The following is a 21,054-nucleotide window of genomic DNA, read 5'->3' on the forward strand; positions in this document are numbered from 1 at the left end:
TAAGCTTTAATGAGTTCAGAAGAAATAGACTTATACGCGTCCCTTAAAAAATATTTTGGTTTCAGCCAGTTTAAGGGCTTACAGGAAGATGTTATAAAAAGCATTATTGAAGGAAAACATACTTTTGTTATAATGCCTACCGGGGGTGGTAAATCACTTTGTTACCAGCTTCCGGCCTTGATCAAAGACGGTACTGCAATCGTTGTCAGTCCGTTAATCGCATTGATGAAAAATCAGGTTGATGCGCTGCGCGGCATTTCAAAAGAAAACGGAATCGCTCACGTGTTGAATTCTTCTTTAAACAAAGGAGAGGTCAAACAAGTGAAAGAAGATATCACCAACGGAGTAACTAAATTACTTTACGTCGCCCCGGAATCCCTTACTAAAGAAGAGAATGTTGAGTTTTTGCGTTCGCAAAAAATAAGTTTTGTCGCGATCGATGAGGCGCATTGTATTAGTGAATGGGGACACGATTTTAGACCCGAATACCGAAATCTTCGTCAGATCATAAAACGTATAGGCGATGATATCCCGATCATAGCGGTGACTGCTACGGCGACGCCCAAGGTGCAGGAAGATATTATGAAAAACCTTGGCATGTCTGGAGCAAATGCGTTTAAGGCTTCTTTTAACAGGCCGAATTTATACTACGAAATTCGCCCGAAGACTAAAAATGTTGATGCTGATATCATTCGGTTTGTGAAACAAAATCAAGGGAAAAGCGGAATCATTTATTGTCTTAGCCGAAAACGCGTAGAAGAGCTCGCGCAAGTATTGCAAGTAAACGGAATCTCTGCTGTTCCCTATCACGCGGGGCTAGATGCTAAAAGCCGCGTTAAGCATCAGGATATGTTCTTGATGGAAGATGTAGACGTGGTAGTAGCAACCATCGCCTTTGGGATGGGGATTGATAAACCTGATGTGCGTTTTGTGATTCATCACGATATCCCAAAGAGTATAGAAAGTTATTATCAAGAAACCGGTCGCGCCGGAAGAGACGGTGGCGAAGGGCATTGTTTGGCGTATTACAGCTATAAGGACATCGAAAAACTTGAGAAATTTATGAGCGGTAAGCCGGTTGCGGAACAAGAAATCGGTCATGCTTTATTGCAAGAAGTGGTCGCCTATGCCGAAACATCCATGTCGCGTAGAAAATTTATTCTTCATTATTTTGGAGAAGAATTTGATAATGAGACGGGAGAAGGAGGTGACCTGGATGATAATGTGCGTAACCCTAAGAAAAAGCACGAGGCTCAGGATGATGTAGTTAAACTTTTAGAAGTGGTTGATAAAACAGGCGCGATCTACAAAGGCAAAGAATTAGTATTTACTCTGGTTGGAAAATCAAACGCGATCATTTCTTCGCATAAAACCGATACTGATGCTTATTTTGGCTGCGGAAAAGATAAGGAGTCATCTTATTGGAAAGCTTTGCTGCGACAGGTTTTAGTTGCCGGGTATTTACGCAAAGATATAGAGACCTACGGGGTTATTAAATTGACGCCGAAAGGAACGGATTTTATTAAAAATCCGGAATCGTTTATGATGACTGAGGATCACGCTTATGATGAAAGCGCTGATGCAGTAGCCGTCGCTAGTGGTGCCAAGGCCGGTGGAGGAACAGATCCTAAACTGGTTGCGATGCTCAAAGACCTGCGTAAAAAAGTAGGAAAACGCAAAGGAGTGCCGCCGTATATCGTTTTTCAAGATCCTTCCTTAGAAGATATGGCGATTAAATATCCAACTTCAATTGAAGAGTTGGCTAATGTTTTTGGCGTTGGAGAAGGAAAAGCTAAAAAGTATGGTCGGGAGTTTATTGAACTCATCGCAGCTTATGTGGAAGAGAACGATATTTTAAAACCTGACGATCTTGTAGTGAAATCTACTGGCTCTAACAGCGGATTGAAATTGTATATCATTCAGAATGTAGATCGAAAACTTCCACTTGATGATATCGCATCAGCCAAAGGACTTGAAATGCCTGAGTTTGTAAAAGAAATGGAAGCTATTGTCTACAGCGGAACCAAACTCAACATCAATTATTGGATCGAAGATATTCTTGATGAAGATCAGCAAGAAGAACTACACGAATACTTTCTAGAGGCTGAGACTGATAAAATCGAAGCTGCGCTTGATGAATTTGACGGTGATTATGATGAAGATGAGTTGCGTTTATACCGAATTAAATTCATTAGCGAGGTGGCTAATTAAGACTCCAAATTGTTTCCTTTTTTTCCTGAAATTCTATTTAAGTATTGTTTTATGGTTTGTGCTTTGGTAACGCATTTTTTTTGACGCTGCCAAAGGGTTTAGAACTCCGTCCCGAGAGCTATCGGGATGCCTTAAAATTGAAAATTTGTATTCAACGAATGCCTCACGGACTTTCCCTAAAGTAGTTTACGTGTGGCGCTTGTATTTCTGGAGCGCTGAAGCCCCGTAACTTTAACAAAGAAGACCGGTTTTATAGTTTCACAATTAATTGTTAAAAAGTATATTTGTCGTAGTTGCAATCCCGACTTGTATGAAGATACCTACAAATTCGTTGCTTTGCCCTAAAAAATGGGACTTAAGTCAGCGGAGCTTTGCCCGAAAATCAGTTTTTTACAGGCAAAACACCTTTCCTTTAATCGTCAAAATGCTTCTTTTGGCGTTCTTCACTACACTGGGATCTTGTATTCCTACCAAGAAACTAACCTATCTTCAAGAAACCCAAACGGCTCAAGATAGTATCATTCAAGTAAATCTTCAGCAGCAACCTTACCGTGTTCAAATCAATGATGTTTTAAGCATTCGGGTGAAAGCATTGGATCAGGAACTTGTGGCTTTGTTCAATCCACAAACGAATGGTGAAGAAGGTAATAATTTGGGGGAAGGCTATTACTATGACGGTTTTGCAGTAGATAGGCACGGGGCAATTCGGTTACCTACTTTAGGCGAAGTGCAGGTGCTAGGCTATACTACTGAAGAGATTCGGGAGATCATTGAGAAAAAATTATTAGACGATTATTTTACAGCGGAAGCTAATATTTTTGTGACCGTAAAACTCGCGGGAATCAAATATACTATTGGTGGAGAAGTTGGTAGTCCCGGGGTTAAAGTAGAATTGGTAGAACAACTTTCTTTACTAGACGCTATCGTAAATAGTGGTGATATTTCAGAATATGGTGATCGTACCGATGTATTGATCATTCGACAATATCCGGGAGGAAAAAAGATTCATCATATTGATATGACCAAGATCGATGCGCTCAATTCGCCATACTATTTTATTCAGCCTAACGATGTGATTTTAGTAAATCCGCTTCCGCAGAAATCTTTAGGTGTAGGAACTACTGGTTTGCAATCACTAACCACAGTTGTTTCTATTCTAACCCTCGCAACCACAACAATTCTTTTATTTGCTCGCCTTTAGATGGAAGATGAATTTGAAATAAAAGACCTACAAAATTTCTTTGATTTTAGAGGTTTTCTGCTCAAGATTCTTGCCTGGTGGCCGCTTTTTGTAGTGTGTATAGGGATTGCCTATTACATTGCACATTATAAAAATGTACGTCGTCAAACGGTGTATCGTATGAGTAATATGATAACGGTTAAAGACGATCAGAATCCATTTTTTACATCCAATACCAGTCTCACTTTTAATTGGGGTGGAACTACCGATAAAGTGCAAACGGCAATCATTTTATTGCGTTCCAGAAGTCACAACGAGACTGTGGTAGAAGCGCTTCAGTATTATGTAGATTATTTGCAGCAAGGAGAATATCATCTGGAGGATATTTACGGAGCGACCCCCTTTCTGGTAGATGTCAATACGGCAAGGCCACAACTCTTAGGGAAGCAAATCAAGATTGTTTTTACTAGTGATTCAACATATACATTATCCATAGATTTTAATGGAGGTTCAGCACCTGCACAGAACTATGATACTAAAGAAATGCTGAATTTACCTTTGCCTGCTGCAAAGATCTCAAAACAGTATACGCTTGGAGATCCTATTGACTTGCCCTATTTCAATTTTAAGTTAAATCCATCGGGACTTCCGCCTGTTTTAGGTAAGGAATATCTGATTCGTTTTAATGCTTTTGACGGTACGGTAGGACGCTACCGCGGAATAGGGATTGATCAAACCCCATCGGGATCCAGTATTCTAACGCTAAGTCTTACAGGGAATAATAAAGCACGTTTAGTAGATTACTTAAACGCGTCCGTTAGGATTTTAGCCGAAACCCAACTAGAGCGTAAAAACTTGTTTGCGACCAAAACCATTCAGTTTATTGATAGCAGTCTGGCGGTGAAATCGGTTGAGATGAAAAACGTACAGGAAGAGCTTGATAAATTTAGAGATGAGAACAGCAGTATTGGAATTGGCAGTAGTGAAGAAAGTCTGATCGCTAAGATCACCGAGCTTGATGCACAGAAACAGAACTTAGAACAACGGTTACAATATTATCAGGATTTAGAGAATTACCTGCGCACCCGAGAAGACTATGGTACAGATATTCCGGCGCCGAGTATTACCGGTATTGGAGAAGGAAGTGTGACTCAAAGTGTAAGCAGTATTATCGAACTCGCAGAAGAACGGCGTCGTTTGGCGTATACGGCTAAACCTAACAACCCGGCGTTTAAAGATCTAGACCGTCGTATTGATGCAATCAAAGCCGTACTTTTTGAAAATATGGCTTCGAGCCAGCAAATCATCAGAGGTCAATTGCGCGAAGTGCGTAATGAGATTGCTGCAACTGAAGGGCAGATGCGTAAACTTCCACAAGAGCAGCAGCAGTTATTTGGAATTCAACGCCGTTATAACCTTACAGAAGGTGCATACGGCGTATTTTTAGACAAACGCAGTCAGGCGGGAATCGTCAAAGCGGCCAATGTTTCAGATATTGTGATTATCGATGAAGCTAAAGATACCGGAGGTGGGGCAATTGGCCCCAATACCGAGGTGAGTTATGTGATGGCAGTAGTAGGAGGAACCGTTGTGCCGTTAGCCATCGTGTTTTTATTATTTTTCTTTGATACTAAAATTGGTAACCCCAATGAGATCAAACGACTTTCGAGTATTCCTGTTTTAGGAGCTATAGGGAAGAGTTCTTCAAAAAGCAATCTCGTTGTTATTGAAGATCCCCGCTCGGCAATTGCTGAAGCCTTTAGAGGACTGCGCTCCAGTTTGCAATTTATCTACAGAAAGCAACAGATCGAAGGGGCTAAAACTGTTCGCATCACTTCATCAGTCAGTGGAGAAGGAAAGACTTTTTGTAGTATCAACTTGGCTAGTGTTTTTGCGTTAAGTCAGCGTAAAACAGTGCTCGTAGGTTTAGATCTAAGAAAACCGAAAATTTTTGGAGATTTCAATTTACCGAACGATACCGGTGTGGTGAATTATTTAATCGGAGAAAATACATTAGACGAGATTGTTCAGCCGACCAAGATTCCGCATCTTGATGTGATTTTAGCCGGAGCAGTACCTCCCAATCCTTCAGAATTATTGATGAGCGAACAGATGGATACGCTCATGGAAGAATTGAAAAAAGAATACGATTATATTATTCTTGACACACCACCTGTAGGCTTGGTTTCAGACGCTTTAGAATTGGATGAATATGTAGATGCCACCTTGTATGTTATCCGTCAGCATTACACTAAGAAAGGAATGTTGCGCCTAATCAATGATAAGTACAAGAAGAAAGAAATAAGTAATATCAGTTTTGTGTTGAACTATTTCAGTGCCAAAAGCAAGTTAGGTTATGGCTATGGTTACGGCTATGAATATGGTTACGGCTATGGAAAATATGGAGAAGCCTACAGACATCAGCAAAGGGCTGGTGTCTTAACCATTTTAAAACGTAAAGCTAAAAAAGTAGCTCGTTGGATCAATGAGCAATTGGAGCATTAATTAATGAAAGAGCAGGACGATTGGTTATATGAGATCAATGCGAAGCAATCATTGCTTGCTATTGATTTTAAAGAGATCTGGAGGTATAAAGATCTGTTATTGCTGTTTGTGCGAAGGGATATTGTTTCAGCCTATAAGCAAACTATTTTAGGTCCGTTATGGTATGTAATTCAACCCTTGTTTACCGGAGTGATCTTTACTTTGGTGTTTAATAATATCGCCAGTATTCAAACCGGAGGCGCACCACCTTTTCTTTTTAATTTGGCAGGGATTACCATGTGGAGTTATTTCGCACAGTGTCTCAATAATACATCCAACACCTTTGCTAGTAATGCAGGTTTGTTCTCTAAAGTATATTTTCCACGGATCATTACTCCGCTGTCCCAGGCGATTTCCGCCTTGTTTAAGCTGAGTATTCAATTGCTCATCTTTGCGTGTTTCTATTTATATTTTGTATTGAAAGGCTATGCGTTACAGCCTGATGTTACGTTATGGCTGTTTCCGGTGGTGTTAGGAATTCTAGCAGTTTTAGGCTTAGGTTTAGGAATGTTGATCAGTTCGTTGACCACGAAGTACCGAGATTTTAGAATCCTGATCGGTTTTGCTACAACCTTGTTGATGTATGTTTCGGCAGTAATGTATCCTATTGCTGAAGTGCAGAACAGTGAAACCCTTTCAGAATATACTTGGGTTGTTGAATTAAATCCTATTGCAATTCTTATTGAAGCCTTTCGCTATATGACCCTGCAGGAAGGGATTTTTAATTGGGGACTGTTGGGATACTGTGCACTACTAAGCCTGATGGTGTTTTTTGTGGGTCTGGTGGTTTTTAACCGTACGGGCAGGAATTTTATTGATACGATTTGATGAATTGTAACATCTATGGTTCTCGATACACTTGTTTTCGGCTTTGGCCTCAATCAAGCACTCGAACTGACAGCGTAGTCACTTCGAGTGAATTAAGCGGAACGATAGTGGAGCTTAATTTGTATCGAGAAGTCGTCTATTCATAATATTATTCTATGTCGATAATCCTTAAAGCCGAAAATATTTCTAAGCAATACCGCCTGGGAACGGTTGGGACGGGCACGCTACGTGACGATTTTAAGCGGAACTGGGCTAAGTTGCGGGGCAAGGAAGATCCTTTTTTAAAAGTAGGTGCTGTAAATGATAGAAGTCAAAAGTCAACAGAGGATTATGTTTGGGCGCTACGCGATATCAATTTTGAGGTAAAGCAAGGCGAAGTACTAGGAATTATAGGAAAGAATGGCGCGGGTAAGTCTACTTTATTAAAAATCTTATCCCGGGTAACAGCCCCTACAACCGGGGTAATTAAAAGCCGGGGACGTATAGCTTCGCTGCTCGAAGTAGGTACAGGTTTTCATCATGAACTTACCGGCAGAGAAAACATTTATCTCAACGGAGCCATTTTGGGTATGACCAGAGCGGAGATCAACACTAAACTGGATGAAATCATTCATTTTTCAGGTTGTGAGCGCTACATAGACACACCAACCAAACGCTACAGTAGTGGGATGACGGTACGCCTGGCATTTGCAGTTGCTGCCCATTTAGAACCCGAGATTCTTGTTGTGGATGAAGTGCTTGCGGTGGGTGATGCTGAATTTCAAAAAAAGGCAATAGGTAAAATGCAGGATATATCGCAGGGGGAAGGCAGGACGGTGTTGTTTGTAAGTCATAATATGGCGAGTGTACGGAGTCTGTGTATACGTGGACTTTTACTAGAAAACGGGACATCTATTTACGAAGGAGATATAGATAGTACTGTAGGGCATTATTTAGATAAAAATAAAACTAAAACTAGTAAATCCTTTGTTTCGCCATTAGTTTTTTCCGAAGATCAAATTGTGCGAATTAAAAGTTTTAAAATTCTCTCAAAAATTCAGACCGGTTCAGAATTTGACTATGAGTTCGTTTTGGAGAGTAGATATTCAAATACTGTAGAATTAGCAATAGGCTTCGTAACCTCTCAAAATGAAAGAGTGTATCAAATTTTTTCAGGTAACTCTTGTGAGCCTTTTAATTTGATCGATGGTGAGCAAATTATACGAGGGAGTATAAAACAGTTACCCCTAACTGCAGGGAGTTATACGCTTAACTTATGGGCGGGATCAGGCAAAATTCAGTATGTATTTCATAAGGATGCCCTTCAAGTCGAAGTAAGTTTAGGAAGTTTTAAAGAAACTAAAATAGTAGCACATCGTAATTATGCTTTAGTTGGGGATGCAAAATGGGAATATCATGATTGAACACAAATATAGAACGCATAATCGAGAACCTTTCTTTGAAATTGCGCGAAGCATTATTCCTGCAAACGGTCTGGTATTGGATGTAGGAGGAGGAGATGGAAGTTTTGCTAGGTTTTGCGGATTGTCAAACCTGTTTATCTTAGAGGGAAACCCTGAAAGCGCAGAAAAGTTAAAAGCAGCGTTTAGTAATGCGGTTTATGGAAGATTACCCAAACTCCCGTTTGAGGATCGCTTTTTTGACGTAATTCATATGAGCCATGTCATTGAGCATTTACAGCCTCAAGAAGTTTATGATACTCTGGTTGAATTTGACCGCTGTTGCAAGCCCGGAGGTGCGTTAGTGATATCAGCTCCGTTGTTATGGGAAGGGTTTTATAATGATTTGTCTCATGTAAAACCCTACACACCTCATATTTTTAAAAAGTACCTGTGTGACTATCAAGAGAATAATTTCACGAGACCTAAGATTTCCAATACATATAAGGTAGAACGTTTGGTTTATAGATATAAGGTTAAAAATGAAAATGCAATTTTTCAACCTTCAAAAAATAAGTTTTACAATAAATTAAAATCGTTATTTCAAAGGTTCTATTTTTCTACGTTCCAATTTTACGAGAAAAGTGGGTATACGATCGTTTTAAGAAAGAAAGCCGATTAAGTGTTTAACCGGCTTTTTAGGGTCTAGTTTACACCACATGCACGATGTTTAGGGTATTGAACGCCCCATTGTTGAGGTGGTATTGTACTCCGTTCATTTCTTGAAAAAAGGAGAGTTGTAAGAGCATCATCGTGATGCCGGTTCCTGTAACGACAGCCGGAGCAAGTGTCACATTATCCGGTGTCAGGTTGATAGGAAGGTTCACCGGATCGCTAAGCTGCAAATCTCTGACTTCGGTTGTAAAATCTAAATTTAAGAAGGCCGACTGCAAGGTGACGTGGGTAGCTCCCGGGGGAGCGACCAGTTGCGTGCCCGGAATAAAATCGGGAATGCTGATCTCACCGGTGGTCGTGTTCACGGTATAGTCAGCACGAAGGACTTGCGCCAGAATCGCATTTTCGTTGAAGTCAAAATTCTGTAAAAGTACTTTACCTTCGGGAGTAGTCAGCCCCACTGCAGGATTGCGTAAGCCTCTTGGTGAGGTGGTATCCTGATTTTTAATCAAACTCATTTGCCGCATGAGTCTTGAAGTGAGGGTTCCATCTTTAGCATTACGGATCAATTCGAGAAGTGCGCGTCGCAGTACTTTACCTGCGGTCGCCGCCAGTCCAAATTCGTTACCGTTTTCACGGGTGCGCACAAAGGCCGGATCATTTTTAATACGGTTTTTGCTGATACCCCCTTTGGTACGAATCAGATATCCGTTTTTTCCTTTGTAGAAGGTTAAATCGTCGAGCGTACCTTCAATTTTGATCAAACTTTTTAAAACTGCCATAGTCTTAAGTATTAAATTAAACATTCTATTTGGTTCTTGCGGTTCTGTTTAGATGACCTGATCTGCCGGAATACAACTTTTGGAACAGCGTAGGTATGCAATTGCAGAACTGCTTGAACATAAGGTGAAGCTAGCCCGAGCTTTTTACTTTGCCAAGGTGCGGTTGTCATTGCTGCCGTAAAGATTCCTTTATGCCTTTTTTTCCGAATTGTGTTATTTGCTCCATTTTAAGAATGCCATGCTTTATATACGGCTTTGATACGGGGTGACTACGGGATTGCCTTGGGGATTAATCCCCTTTTTTAAGCCTTCATTTTGAAAATTCTTTAAAGCATGTAAAATTTATATCGTGTTGATTATGAATTGGTTGAAAAACATGTTGCTTATGCTTATGGCTCGGATCTGTATTTACCCTCAAGATGTTGCAATGATCACCGGAAAAGGAATACGGTACGGTAGGCAGGTGATACAGGATATTAAAGTACAACAGGGTAAATCCAGACATCAACTGGTGACTATTGAAGAATTGTGTTTATATCTCGATCTGCCATACCATCAAGTATATGCAATGATCAATCCAAGAAAGCCCGTACCCCATCAACCCTAATCCATTTATATTAGCTTTTAGATTTTTTAAGTTATGCACGATCAACCTTTAGTCTCTATCATTATCCCTACCTATAATCGGGCTCATTTGATCGGGGAGACTTTAGACTCGGTCTTGGCACAGACGTATACGAATTGGGAGGGTATTGTAGTGGATGATGGAAGCACGGATGCTACTGATAAAGTATTGGCCGAATATGTAGCGAAAGATTCCAGATTTCAATATCATCACCGACCGAAAGAACGACCTAAAGGTGCTAATGCATGCCGAAATTATGGGTTTGAGTTAAGCAGGGGAGAGTTTGTAAACTGGTTCGACGATGACGATATTATGTTAAAGCATTTTCTTCAAACTAAAATAAGCCATATAGATCAAAAGGAAGTTTTACATATTTGCGGCGGCTATCAAGGTACTAAGGATTTAAAAGATTTATCAGTATTTCAGTGTAAAAGCGAATCTCTTTATAAAGATTATGTTTTATGGAACATTCAAATTTTTACTCCATCTGTATTATTTAGAAGGAGCTTTTTAGAAAACAAGAATTTATTTAATACAGAGTTACATAAAGCCCAAGAGGCAGAATTTCTATCCCGGATTTTTTTCACCTTACCCAGACGTTATTATTCTATTACTCAAGAACCTTTGTTTATTTATAGACAGCACGAACACAGTAAATCTCAAATCAATAGATTGGAATACAACAAAAAATTCAAATATAGCGAAGCCTTTTTTGCAGTAGCAAATATCTCAAGAGCCAAGAGAATTCGCGATGTTGATCTCATTGAATACTTTGGAAATTTTCTGATTAATGCTTGCTTTCGGGCCCTGGAAAAATCTGATAAAAAAACCTACTATTATATAAAGTGGAATATTTTTTTTCTTTTACAGCCATATTCAACAAAAAAAGCTATCGAATTCTTCGGGACTGTTGAGCTACTAGATATTTATTTTAAAAGCAGTTACAGGCTTGAGAAAAGGTGGAGACAATTCAATTGGAAGTCGCTAGTATCCTAGGTCATGGATGTAAGCATTATTATACCATTATTCAACAAAGAAGACTTTGTAGTAGAAACATTAAAATCTATAGAAGATCAAACCTTTATGGATTGGGAATGTATTATTGTAGATGATGGATCAACTGACAATTCTTTGGGAAAAGTCAAAGATTACATCCAAGACAAGGAAAGGTTTAGATTATATAATCGCCCTCACATAAGAATGAAAGGGGCTAGTACTTGTAGAAATGTTGGGTTAGAAATGGCAAAGGGTAAGTACATTCAATTTTTAGATGCAGATGATTTAATTTCCTCGGAAAAATTAAAAAGACAAGTTGATCTATTGAATTATAAAGATGGGTTTACAATTTCGACGTGTAGATGGGGAAGGTTAAGCTCTGGAGAAACAATAATTTATGAAAATTTATCAAGTTATATAAACTGTAATAGTGTTCCTGACTTCTTGAGTTCTTTAATCAAGGACCACGGATATTTTCCATTACATGCTTATCTAATACCTAAAATACTCATTGATCGTGCAGGGCAGTGGAATGAACATCTTGGTTTAAATGATGATGGAGAATTTATGGCTCGAGTACTTTGTTATACACAACGAATCATTTTTTCGTCTCATTCTTTAGCATTATACCGTACACATTCTGGAAATAATCTAAGTAGTTCAAGCGATTTAAATTCATTAAAAAAAGCAATGTACAGTTGGCAACTCATAGACAATCAACTGGCAATAGCTTTTGGACAACGTCAACATTTTTATATAGAGTGGAATTTAAAAAGTTTCTATAGGGAAGTAAAACAGAATAATCCAGAATATTTAAAAGATCTCGAACCTTTTTTTGAAAATGTAATTGTAAAAAGTTCTAAGTTCAGCACCGTTAAGCGAAGACTTAGGAAACGCTTAAAATCTTTCTTATCATTTGCTAGATAAACAAATATTTTCAGGCAAAAAGGTGCTACTTATAATGCACTATGGCAGTCTTGGAGGCGCAGAACGCCAGGGCCTGGGATTAGCTAAATTTTTGACAGAAGAATACCAATGTGAAGTGTCTCTTTTGCTTACGTTTAGCGATGAACTGCAGCCCGATTTTAAGCAATTTGCAACAGCTTGTCATATCAGACATATTTTCCATACACACGCTCCTTATTTGGTGTGTTGGAAAGAACTAAGCTATCGTAATCTGAAACGGCTGGTATGGAGCTTCAAGTACATTTGGGGTTACAGGAAAATACTTGAACCCTATGGATTTGATTATATATTTCCATTTCTAAACTTTCCATCTAAAGTTGCCTTTTATCTGTATAAAGTTTTACCAACTGTTAAGTTTACGTTTTGGCATCAATTGGGGCTCGATGTTTTTAAACCTGATGAATTGTTTGAAAAATATGCATCAAGAGCTGTGCCGGCAGTCATAGCCAACTCACAAACCGGATTGGAGTTATACAAAAAGCACTATGAGCTTGATGTGGAAAAATCATATATCCTTCCTCAATATCTAACAATGGAATATCTTCATTTTGATAAAAAGGAAATCCGCAAAAAATTTAATATACCTCAAGACGCCCTGGTTTTCGGAATGATTGCACATTATCGTGAAGATAAAAAGCACGAACTCATTTTAGAAGCTTTTAAAAAAGTAAGTGAAAATTTCGAAGACGTATTTTTAGTATTTACCGGGAACAGGGAATCATCAGGATATACCCGAATTAAGTATGATGCACTTGAAAAATCTATTCGTGAAGAAGGTTTAGATAGTAAAGTACGTTTGTTATCCCAGGAATCAATAGAGGAAGTTTTGAGTAGTTTGGATGTTGGTCTATTAATTTCAGAAATAGAAGGAATGCCTAATGCTGTGATGGAATACATGCTTTATGGATTGCCTGTTATAGCAAGTGATCATCCCGGCTGTAAATACTTACTTAAAGAAAGTCCGTATCTCATATCCAATAGCAGAGAACTCTTGATTGGCAAAATGTTAGAGCTATTAAATAGTCCGTCGGAACGCGAACTACAAGGGCTTAAAAATCGGGAACATATCAATAGCTTTACTAGGGAATCGTACGTAAGGGATTTAAGCATAATCATTAAGCGTCATTTATAAGCCGATGCCTAAAGTTTCAATCATATTGCCCACTTATAATGGACAGGCTTATATCGATGAGGCAATAGCAAGTATATTGAATCAAACTTTTGAAGATTTCGAATTGATTGTTGTAGATGACTGTTCAACAGACCATACACCAAGTTTGCTGGAATCTTTTAGGCTTCAAGATTCCAGGATCAAAATAATTACAAATAAGCAAAACTTAAAATTACCCGCTTCGCTTAATGTTGGGCACCGGCTGGCGCAAGGGGAGTATTTAACTTGGACTTCAGATGATAATATACTATATAGTAATTTCTTAGAGCGTTTAGTGACGGTTTTAGAAACTAGTAGCGAAGATGTAGTATATTCTGATTTTAATGTAATTAATGATCAAAGTAAACATATTAGAGTTTATAAAGTCAGTCCGGTAAGTCTTTTACCTTTTGAAAATGGAATTGGTGCCAGCTTCTTGTATAGAAAGGAAGTTTTTCAAAAATTTAATTATAATGAGGATTTGCACGGAATTGAGGATTATGATTTTTGGGTAAGAGCTGCTCAGGTATTTAGTTTTAGATATATAGATGAAATATTATATAATTATAGAATTCATCGAGCTAGTCTGACGTCTAAAATATTTAGAGATACCAAGGCGCAAAGAAATTTTGATAGAGGATTGAAGATAGTTCTTGATAATTTTCATTCAATGAGCCCTAATACCAGAAAAATGTTATTTCAATTTCAAAGGCCTGATAACTGGAATTGGAGTTTTTATTTTAAAGTTCGAAAAAAGGCTGAAGAGGAATTAAAGACTTGGGCAATTCATCAAGGTGAAGCTTATAATACTTTAGTTGAAAATTATTTGTCTAGACTAAGGTTTCTTTTTGTCAATTGCTCAAAACCGAATTATCAATCGAAGTTAATTCTAGTCAAACCCGAAATTTTGAGTAAAAGGTTCAGCCGTTACACTTCGCTTAAAATCTTAAAGAGAATGTTTATGAACATATTAAAAAGTCGGATTAATTTTAATTGTAATTAATGATTTTTAAAAAAATAGTTTTTAAGTATTGATTAGTATAGTTATTACATATTTTAATTCCTCAGAATTCATTAATCGAGCATTGTATTATGCGCATTTACAAAAGGTTGTTGAAAAGGAAATTATTGTTGTTGATGATGGTTCAGATAATAATAATAAGAAAATTCTAAGTCAATATGCTGATCTAATAGATTTATTGATTACCCAAAAAAATAAAGGGCAGGCAGCTGCTCGTAATGCAGGTATATCTAAAGCTACCGGCGACTTTATTCTTAATTGGGATGTTGATGATTATTTTGAAGCTGAATTTTCAAGTGAAGCGTTGAAAATTCTTGAGGAAAAGAGTAATATAAAATTGGTCTCAAGTTATGCGCTAAGAACTTCAAATGAAATATCAGGAGAACTTATTAAACCATTGGGAGGGAATTACCAAAATTTTCTCTTCGAAAATGCAGCGCTTGGAAGTGCGATGTTTCGAAAGTTGGATTGGGAAAATGCTGGAGGCTATGATGAGAAAATTAAGGTGGGTTATGAAGACTGGGATTTTTATTTGAGATTATTATACCCTAAAGGGGAAGCGTTTATCATCCCGGAACAGCTGTTTACCTATCACAGACACCCTGAAAGCACCACTTCACTAATTTTAAGGGAACGTTCGGCTTTAATTAAACGTAAATACATTTATAAAAAAAACGAAACAATCTATCAGCAGCATTATCCAGAGCTAATTGATGATGTATTTTACCGTTTGGAGCGAGAGGAACAAGAGCGTTATAAAAACTTGGAGCGTATTGAATATAAAATTGGATATTACATTTTGAATCCCTTACGAAAGTTAAAAAAACATTTCACTTATTTTAGAAAAGGTCTAACGAGTAAAGTTGTTGTGAAATAAGAAAGTTACTATCGGAGCAAAAGTTCTTGGTCTAAGATTATTGAGCGCTCATTTTTTCCTACAAGGCAGTTTATTTTTTAAGTAAAAATTAATAATCTATTGGTAATGAAGCCGATCCTAAAAATACAGTTTTCAGATTTTTGGCCTGGATTCATTTTAGAAGAGAATTATATCTACCGACTACTAAACAAAAATTACAAACTTGAAATATCGGATAATCCAGATGTTTTAATTTATTCCTGTTTTGGCAATGAGTTTTTAAAATTCAAATGTTTGCGCATTTTTTTTACATCCGAAAATCGAAGTACTAATTTTTTAGAGACAGATTATAGTATCTCGTTTGAATTCAAGAAAACAAAACGCCATTATAGGCTACCTTACTTTGCAGTTCGGATTTTAGAGTCAAATTTACTAACCCAACTTAAAATTCCTGAATTAGAAGAATCTTTAAGGTTGTATAATGCGAGAGAATTTTGCGCAATGGTTGTATCTAATCCAAGGTCTCAGGAAAGAATTGATTTTTATAAGAAATTAGATGCTTTTAGGTCCGTTGCTTCTGGAGGTAAGTATTTAAATACCACAGGAGCTCCAGTACCTAATAAGATTGATTTTATTCAGAATTATCGCTTTGTTTTATCCTATGAAAATGAGCGCCATCCCGGTTATTTAACTGAAAAGATTTTCGATGCATTTTTAGCTAAAACTATTCCTATTTATTGGGGAGACCCTTTGGTAAATACTGTATTTAATGCCAAACGCTTTATTGATAGATCAAATTTTAAATCTGATGAGGAATGTATAAATGAAATACTCAGAATAAATGCAGACCCTGAGCAATATGCTAAAATTCTGTCAGAACCTGTATTTGTGAAACCCTTACCCAATTACTTAGATGAAAATAAATTTTTAGGATTTTTGAATGAAGCGATTGAAAATAGGGGAAATTCATATTTGGTAGCCAAGTCCTATAAAGGTAGATTGGCATTTTTAAGAAGAAGGTTGACCAGAATAAAGGCTCAACTTATCAAAAGAATCAGACTATATTGACACTAACCAGAAATATCCAATTGACCGAAAACAGTGCCTAAAATCAGTGTTTTGTTACCAGTATATAATGCCAAAGCATTTATTGCGGAAAGTATACAAAGCATTCTTGATCAAACGGAACCTGATTTTGAACTGTTAATTGTTGATGATTGTTCTACTGACGGCAGTATAGAGATTATTGACAGTTTTAAAGATCCCAGAATTATCTTTCACAAGAAAAAAAGGAATTCCGGGTATACCGAGAGTTTAAACTGGGCAATTGATCAGGCTAAGGGGGAGTATATAGCCCGAATGGATGCTGATGATGTTAGCTTGCCTAATCGCTTTGAAAAGCAATTAAAATTCTTGATGTTTAATCCAGATATTTCTATCTGCGGAACAGATGCCTTTGTGAGAGGAGGTAATCTTATTTTTAACTACCCTCAAACTCCAAAAGCAATTTTCACAAATCTCTTAATGGGGAATTCCCTCATTCATCCCAGTATTTTCGGGCGATCTGAAATTTTTAAAAAGTTTAAATACGACAGGTCTAAAGAACCAGCAGAGGATTACGATCTTTTTACGCGGCTTGTGATCGAAAATAAGAGATTAGCAAATATTCCGGAAAAACTGCTGATTTATCGCTTGCATTCAGAACAAACCTCTGAAGTTCGGAAGATAAAACAGATACAAAGCGCAAAAAGGAGCATGCTGCAATTATTTAAATATTTCAATTATGATCAGGATTTGTATCCAGATTCACTGGTTAGTAATGCAATTTGGCCAGAACGTGTTTTTTTAAGACCTGAGCTTATACAAGCTATTAAATGGTATGCTTCATTGAATTCATTAAAAAAGAATTTAGATATAGACCATTCCTATCTAAATTTTGTACTGAAAAGGAAAAGATACAATCTTTTAAAGTTTTGTTTAAAGCATGGTAATTCGCGGGACTATGGCTATAATTTTTATGTCTGGGCCCAACTTTTTAGATTGAGTCCAAAAATGTTTGTAAAAGGGTTATTGAATTGAAAAGTCCAATAAGCATCTATTTTGTTGATTTTTGGCCGGGATTTCAGCCTGATGATAATTTTTTGTACAAGGCATTAAAACAGAAACACAGCATTATACTAAATGAGGAAAAACCTGATATTTTGTTTTTTTCTGTATTTGGTAAGAAACATCTAAAGTATTTAAGGTCCTGTAGAGTTTTTTTTTCAGGGGAAAACAGGCCCTTAAATGAAGAGAGTTTTGATTATTCTATTTCCTGGCACCTTAAGACCAAGAATAATCATTATCATTTACCAATGTTTAAAGTACATATTGCCGAACGTGACTATCTCAGAAAACGCATTTACACCTCATTAGACAAATCAAGTTTGAGAGATATCTGGCGTTCAAAAACGAAATTTTGCTGCATGGTCGTGAGTAATCCAAAGTGTATTGTGCGCAATAACTTTTATAAAGAACTAAGTCAATTCGAAAATATTGATTCAGGCGGACGGCTTTATAATAATATAGGAGGAGAAGTAAGAGATAAAGAGACTTTTATAAAAGATTATAAATTTGTTATTTCTTTTGAAAATTCTGATGCTTCTGGTTATACCACCGAAAAAATAATTGAACCACTAATGGATTATTCATTTCCAGTTTATTGGGGTAATCGACTAATTACTTCAGAAATTAATGAAAACAAAATATTACATTATGATGAAAAACGTAATTCAATTAGTGACATTTACGCTATGATGAAAAAAATTGAAGGTGATGAAGATTTCGCTTTAGAGCTTTTAGCTGAAAAGCCTTTTTTAAAAAACCCAGATATATTTGCAATCGAGAGTGATTTTATTCTGTTTCTAGATAAGATTGTTGAAAATCATCATAAGAAGAAGAATTTGCTTAAAGTTATAGAGCCTCATTTTAAATTTCTCGCACATCATATTCAAAAACACGCGGGCAAGGGTTTTAAAAAGTTTTCACGTTTGAGATGAGATACCCAAAGGTTACTATTCTGTTAGCCACCTTTAATCGGTCCCATTTAATACTGGAAACTTTGGAGTCTATAGCAAATCAAACCTATACCCATTTTGAATGTTTGATAACCGATGATAATTCCACTGACGATACAGAAGTTGTAGTAAATAATTTTATAAAAACTGACTCCAGATTTTATTATTTCAAAAAGCCCAAAAAAAATCCCCAGGGACTTTCTGCCACCCGTAATTTCGGATTGGATTTAGCACAAGAAAGAAATGCGGAGTACATTCAATTTTTTGACGATGATGACATCATGCATCCTCAAAAACTGGAATTACAAATTCAACCTTTTTACGAGAATCCAGATCTCGATCTTACCGTTTGTATGTACAGAAAGTTTCATGAATTAGAAACTATAGAATTTGATCTAAATAAAGCGGATAATCAAGACTGTGAAATTGTTTCGAAAAATATTCTTAAGTCTTTTTACCTGAATCAATTCAACCTTAATTCTCTTGGACCTCTTTGGAAAAGTCGGTCATTAGCAAATTATAGGTTTGACGAAAGTTTGTTTTATGCAGAAGAGCGCGAATTTTATCTAAGAATTTTTCTATTGGAGACTATTTCATATGTCCCGGTAAAAAAAATCTTGTTTTGGTACAGAAAACACCCAAAGGCAATAACTTCAAATCTCTATTCAAACCCCAAGATTAAAGCTGATTCTGAAAAATTGTTTCAAGATGGTTATTTAAAATTAATATTAAAGCAAAGAAAACCTCCATTTTATATTCTGAAATCTTACGTGCAAATTGCAATTAAGAATGGGAGAAATGATTATATTAAGCAGATTCAGAATCATTTAGCAGAGCCTCGGAACTTTTTAATTCCAAATAGATTAGCCTTATTGATATATAGTAAATTGTTTCAATTGGTAAAGGTATAAGATGAATAGTTTAGCCATTGTGATTCCCTATTTTAAACTTAAATTTTTCCAACATACTCTTGAATCTCTTTCGCGTCAAACTAATATGTCTTTTGTTGTCTACATCGGTAATGACGGTTCTCCAGAGAGTCCTGATAGGATAATTTCAGAGTATAAGAAAAGAATGCTAATAAATTACTCAAGTTTCAAAGACAATTTGGGAAGTACCTCTCTTGTAAAACATTGGCACCGTTGCATTGAAATGATTAATGATGAAAAATATCTAATGATTCTAGGTGATGATGATGTTTTAGACCCTGAGTGTATAGAGGAATTTTATAAGGTTATTAATTTGATAGAAAAACAAAATATTAAAGTTCTGCGTTATGCTACAAGAATAATTGATGTCTCAGGCAAGCCAATTAGTAACGAACATTACTGCGTTCAATATGAAAGTTCTTTAAAGTTTTTTATAAAAAAATTGTCGGGTAAAGCAAGAAGCTCTTTAAGTGAGTATATTTTTCTTTCAAAACAAGTCAAATCATCGCTAATAGACTTTCCATTAGCCTGGTATGCTGATGACCTCTTATATCTCAAGGCCTCAGACTTTGGAACTATATATACAATTAATGAGTCTAAAGTAGGTGTGCGCGCGAGTCCATTCAATATTTCGGGAGATAATTTACTTAATAAAAAAAAGAATGTAGCCTCAAATTTATTCTTTCATCATTTGCTAACTAAATATAAGGACCGGTTCTCTGATAAAGAGATAAACTTGCTAATTAACAGACTTGAGAAGTCTGTTATCAATAATAAGACAAATTTGAAATTATTTTCAAATTTGTATCAGGTATATTTTAAGTATGGAGAGTTTAGACGATTGGTGCCTTTTTTTAAAAATGCTTTTAAATCTATTCGCTTTTGAGAAACGGCGTAAATCCTGAAAAACTTAAAAACGAGAAATTACCTGTTTTTTTACATCGGGTGATTGTGCCGGTTTTCATTCCTAATCTGGAAGACGAATATTACCTAAATCATCTGGAGGTTTTTGAGAAATTTTTAGGTCAGTTAATTAGAACCCTCAATCTTCAAACCACCGCAATTACCCTCATCAATAATAATTCCTGCGATGAAATAGCAGGTGTAATAGAGAAATATCGCCCAGCAATCGATAAGCTGGTTTGGTATGCAGAGAATAAGGGCAAGGTCTTTCCGGTATTGCAGGAGGCGCGTTCTGCTGCAGAAGCTTTTATTACCATAACAGATGCCGATGTGCTTTTCTATGAGGGTTGGGAACAGGCTGTATTTAAGGTTTTCGCTTCGTGCCCTAAAGCCGGTGTAGTTGCACCCTTACCTTCCCCGGCTTTAGCTTTCTATGAAAATACAGCAGTTTTTTCAGATCAGTATTTGACCTGTGGTATCGCTTATAAAAAGTTGATGTCAGACGTAGAAGCAGAACTCTACTTGGCAGGAATGGGAAATGACTCCCTCTTAAACCGGGAAAACCGTAAGTATTCCTGGAAAGAACGGCAATATGTACTTAAAAATGCCAATGCATTAATAGGCTGTGGTCATTTTGTGGCTACCTATCGCAGTGAACTCTTTGAAGCTAAGAAGAATCAGCCACTTATTAAGTTCAAAAATGGATTAGAGCGTGAATTTATTGATTCTTTAAGTGACGAAAAGGGCTATTACCGCCTTTCAACGGTTGAAACCTATGCCTACCATATGGCAAACAACTTGGATGAGCATTCCAGGTCGTTTATCCTTGAAAAAGAAAACAAGGTAAGCGAAGACCTGATCCAAAGAGCCGGCTATTCAACCAGATCTCTTTTGCCCTGGAAATTACGCAAATTGGTGTTCCGGATAATTAAGCGACTGTTTAAACTTTAATT

Annotated in this window: 19 protein-coding genes; 18 read left to right on the forward strand and 1 reads right to left on the reverse strand. The window is 36.8% G+C overall.

The window, feature by feature from the left end:
* The first annotated feature begins 9 nt into the window (after positions 1-9).
* The 6 genes from BUA96_RS12665 to BUA96_RS12690 all read left to right on the forward strand — a co-directional run bounded on the left by BUA96_RS12665 (position 10) and on the right by BUA96_RS12690 (position 8,824).
* Positions 10-2,211, forward strand: coding sequence for a RecQ family ATP-dependent DNA helicase (locus BUA96_RS12665; RefSeq protein WP_072983610.1), 2,202 nt, complete (start codon positions 10-12; stop codon positions 2,209-2,211).
* 310 nt (positions 2,212-2,521) lie between these two features.
* A complete protein-coding gene (locus tag BUA96_RS12670) occupies positions 2,522-3,412 on the forward strand; it encodes a polysaccharide biosynthesis/export family protein (protein WP_084673155.1) in 891 nt (296 codons plus the stop codon).
* Positions 3,413-5,896: an exopolysaccharide transport family protein gene (locus BUA96_RS12675; RefSeq protein WP_072983612.1), complete on the forward strand. Its 2,484-nt coding sequence runs from the start codon at positions 3,413-3,415 to the stop codon at positions 5,894-5,896. It begins immediately after the preceding gene.
* Positions 5,897-5,899: 3 nt separating this feature from the next.
* Positions 5,900-6,763 carry an ABC transporter permease gene (locus BUA96_RS12680; protein WP_072983613.1) on the forward strand — a complete coding sequence of 288 codons (864 nt, stop codon included), beginning with the start codon at positions 5,900-5,902 and terminating at the stop codon, positions 6,761-6,763.
* Positions 6,764-6,918: 155 nt separating this feature from the next.
* The gene (locus BUA96_RS12685; RefSeq protein ID WP_072983615.1) at positions 6,919-8,166 is read left to right on the forward strand and encodes an ABC transporter ATP-binding protein; all 1,248 of its coding nucleotides are present in this window, start codon (positions 6,919-6,921) and stop codon (positions 8,164-8,166) included.
* On the forward strand, positions 8,159-8,824 hold the full coding sequence (locus BUA96_RS12690; protein ID WP_164916933.1) for a class I SAM-dependent methyltransferase: 666 nt from the start codon (positions 8,159-8,161) through the stop codon (positions 8,822-8,824). Before BUA96_RS12685 ends, BUA96_RS12690 begins: the two co-directional genes overlap by 8 nt.
* A 28-nt stretch (positions 8,825-8,852) precedes the next feature.
* Here the strand turns inward: BUA96_RS12690 and BUA96_RS12695 are convergent, their stop codons facing one another.
* On the reverse strand, positions 8,853-9,599 hold the full coding sequence (locus tag BUA96_RS12695) for a hypothetical protein (RefSeq protein ID WP_072983887.1): 747 nt from the start codon (positions 9,597-9,599) through the stop codon (positions 8,853-8,855).
* A 391-nt stretch (positions 9,600-9,990) separates the two neighbouring features.
* On the opposite strand from BUA96_RS12695, the gene BUA96_RS12700 reads away from it, so the two are divergent.
* The 12 genes from BUA96_RS12700 to BUA96_RS12755 all read left to right on the forward strand — a co-directional run bounded on the left by BUA96_RS12700 (position 9,991) and on the right by BUA96_RS12755 (position 21,052).
* Positions 9,991-10,206: a hypothetical protein gene (locus tag BUA96_RS12700; RefSeq protein WP_164916926.1), complete on the forward strand. Its 216-nt coding sequence runs from the start codon at positions 9,991-9,993 to the stop codon at positions 10,204-10,206.
* Between the two features lie 33 nt (positions 10,207-10,239).
* Positions 10,240-11,220 (forward strand): glycosyltransferase family 2 protein, encoded by a 981-nt coding sequence (locus tag BUA96_RS12705; RefSeq protein ID WP_072983618.1) that lies wholly within the window; start codon positions 10,240-10,242, stop codon positions 11,218-11,220.
* A 3-nt stretch (positions 11,221-11,223) separates the two neighbouring features.
* Positions 11,224-12,147: a glycosyltransferase family 2 protein gene (locus BUA96_RS12710; RefSeq protein WP_072983620.1), complete on the forward strand. Its 924-nt coding sequence runs from the start codon at positions 11,224-11,226 to the stop codon at positions 12,145-12,147.
* Positions 12,137-13,318 carry a glycosyltransferase family 4 protein gene (locus BUA96_RS12715; protein WP_072983621.1) on the forward strand — a complete coding sequence of 394 codons (1,182 nt, stop codon included), beginning with the start codon at positions 12,137-12,139 and terminating at the stop codon, positions 13,316-13,318. Before BUA96_RS12710 ends, BUA96_RS12715 begins: the two co-directional genes overlap by 11 nt.
* Before the next feature lie 4 nt (positions 13,319-13,322).
* On the forward strand, positions 13,323-14,339 hold the full coding sequence (locus tag BUA96_RS12720; protein ID WP_072983623.1) for a glycosyltransferase family 2 protein: 1,017 nt from the start codon (positions 13,323-13,325) through the stop codon (positions 14,337-14,339).
* 28 nt (positions 14,340-14,367) lie between these two features.
* Positions 14,368-15,234, forward strand: coding sequence for a glycosyltransferase family 2 protein (locus tag BUA96_RS12725; protein WP_072983625.1), 867 nt, complete (start codon positions 14,368-14,370; stop codon positions 15,232-15,234).
* A gap of 105 nt (positions 15,235-15,339) precedes the next feature.
* The gene (locus BUA96_RS12730) at positions 15,340-16,281 is read left to right on the forward strand and encodes a glycosyltransferase family 10 domain-containing protein (protein ID WP_072983627.1); all 942 of its coding nucleotides are present in this window, start codon (positions 15,340-15,342) and stop codon (positions 16,279-16,281) included.
* A gap of 33 nt (positions 16,282-16,314) precedes the next feature.
* Entirely contained in the window at positions 16,315-17,292 is a 978-nt protein-coding gene (locus tag BUA96_RS12735; protein WP_084673157.1) for a glycosyltransferase family 2 protein, read from the forward strand.
* A complete protein-coding gene (locus BUA96_RS12740; RefSeq protein WP_072983631.1) occupies positions 17,289-18,251 on the forward strand; it encodes a glycosyltransferase family 10 domain-containing protein in 963 nt (320 codons plus the stop codon). The genes BUA96_RS12735 and BUA96_RS12740 overlap by 4 nt, the downstream gene beginning before the upstream one ends.
* The gene (locus BUA96_RS12745) at positions 18,248-19,180 is read left to right on the forward strand and encodes a glycosyltransferase family 2 protein (RefSeq protein WP_072983633.1); all 933 of its coding nucleotides are present in this window, start codon (positions 18,248-18,250) and stop codon (positions 19,178-19,180) included. Before BUA96_RS12740 ends, BUA96_RS12745 begins: the two co-directional genes overlap by 4 nt.
* Position 19,181: 1 nt before the next feature.
* Complete coding sequence (locus tag BUA96_RS12750) at positions 19,182-20,084, forward strand: glycosyltransferase family A protein (protein ID WP_072983635.1); 903 nt, start codon at positions 19,182-19,184, stop codon at positions 20,082-20,084.
* A complete protein-coding gene (locus tag BUA96_RS12755) occupies positions 20,081-21,052 on the forward strand; it encodes a glycosyltransferase family A protein (protein WP_072983637.1) in 972 nt (323 codons plus the stop codon). The genes BUA96_RS12750 and BUA96_RS12755 overlap by 4 nt, the downstream gene beginning before the upstream one ends.
* Positions 21,053-21,054 lie beyond the last annotated feature (2 nt).

It is taken from the genome of Leeuwenhoekiella palythoae (genome assembly GCF_900130045.1).
Taxonomy (GTDB): Bacteria; Bacteroidota; Bacteroidia; order Flavobacteriales; family Flavobacteriaceae; genus Leeuwenhoekiella; species Leeuwenhoekiella palythoae.

Coding starts and splice junctions, on each gene's coding strand:
- BUA96_RS12665 (WP_072983610.1), top strand. CDS start 10: ATGAGTTCAGAAGAAATAGACTTATACGCGTCCCTTAAAAAATATTTT.
- BUA96_RS12670 (WP_084673155.1), top strand. CDS start 2,522: ATGAAGATACCTACAAATTCGTTGCTTTGCCCTAAAAAATGGGACTTA.
- BUA96_RS12675 (WP_072983612.1), top strand. CDS start 3,413: ATGGAAGATGAATTTGAAATAAAAGACCTACAAAATTTCTTTGATTTT.
- BUA96_RS12680 (WP_072983613.1), top strand. CDS start 5,900: ATGAAAGAGCAGGACGATTGGTTATATGAGATCAATGCGAAGCAATCA.
- BUA96_RS12685 (WP_072983615.1), top strand. CDS start 6,919: ATGTCGATAATCCTTAAAGCCGAAAATATTTCTAAGCAATACCGCCTG.
- BUA96_RS12690 (WP_164916933.1), top strand. CDS start 8,159: ATGATTGAACACAAATATAGAACGCATAATCGAGAACCTTTCTTTGAA.
- BUA96_RS12695 (WP_072983887.1), bottom strand. CDS start 9,599: ATGGCAGTTTTAAAAAGTTTGATCAAAATTGAAGGTACGCTCGACGAT.
- BUA96_RS12700 (WP_164916926.1), top strand. CDS start 9,991: ATGGCTCGGATCTGTATTTACCCTCAAGATGTTGCAATGATCACCGGA.
- BUA96_RS12705 (WP_072983618.1), top strand. CDS start 10,240: ATGCACGATCAACCTTTAGTCTCTATCATTATCCCTACCTATAATCGG.
- BUA96_RS12710 (WP_072983620.1), top strand. CDS start 11,224: ATGGATGTAAGCATTATTATACCATTATTCAACAAAGAAGACTTTGTA.
- BUA96_RS12720 (WP_072983623.1), top strand. CDS start 13,323: ATGCCTAAAGTTTCAATCATATTGCCCACTTATAATGGACAGGCTTAT.
- BUA96_RS12730 (WP_072983627.1), top strand. CDS start 15,340: ATGAAGCCGATCCTAAAAATACAGTTTTCAGATTTTTGGCCTGGATTC.
- BUA96_RS12745 (WP_072983633.1), top strand. CDS start 18,248: ATGAGATACCCAAAGGTTACTATTCTGTTAGCCACCTTTAATCGGTCC.
- BUA96_RS12750 (WP_072983635.1), top strand. CDS start 19,182: ATGAATAGTTTAGCCATTGTGATTCCCTATTTTAAACTTAAATTTTTC.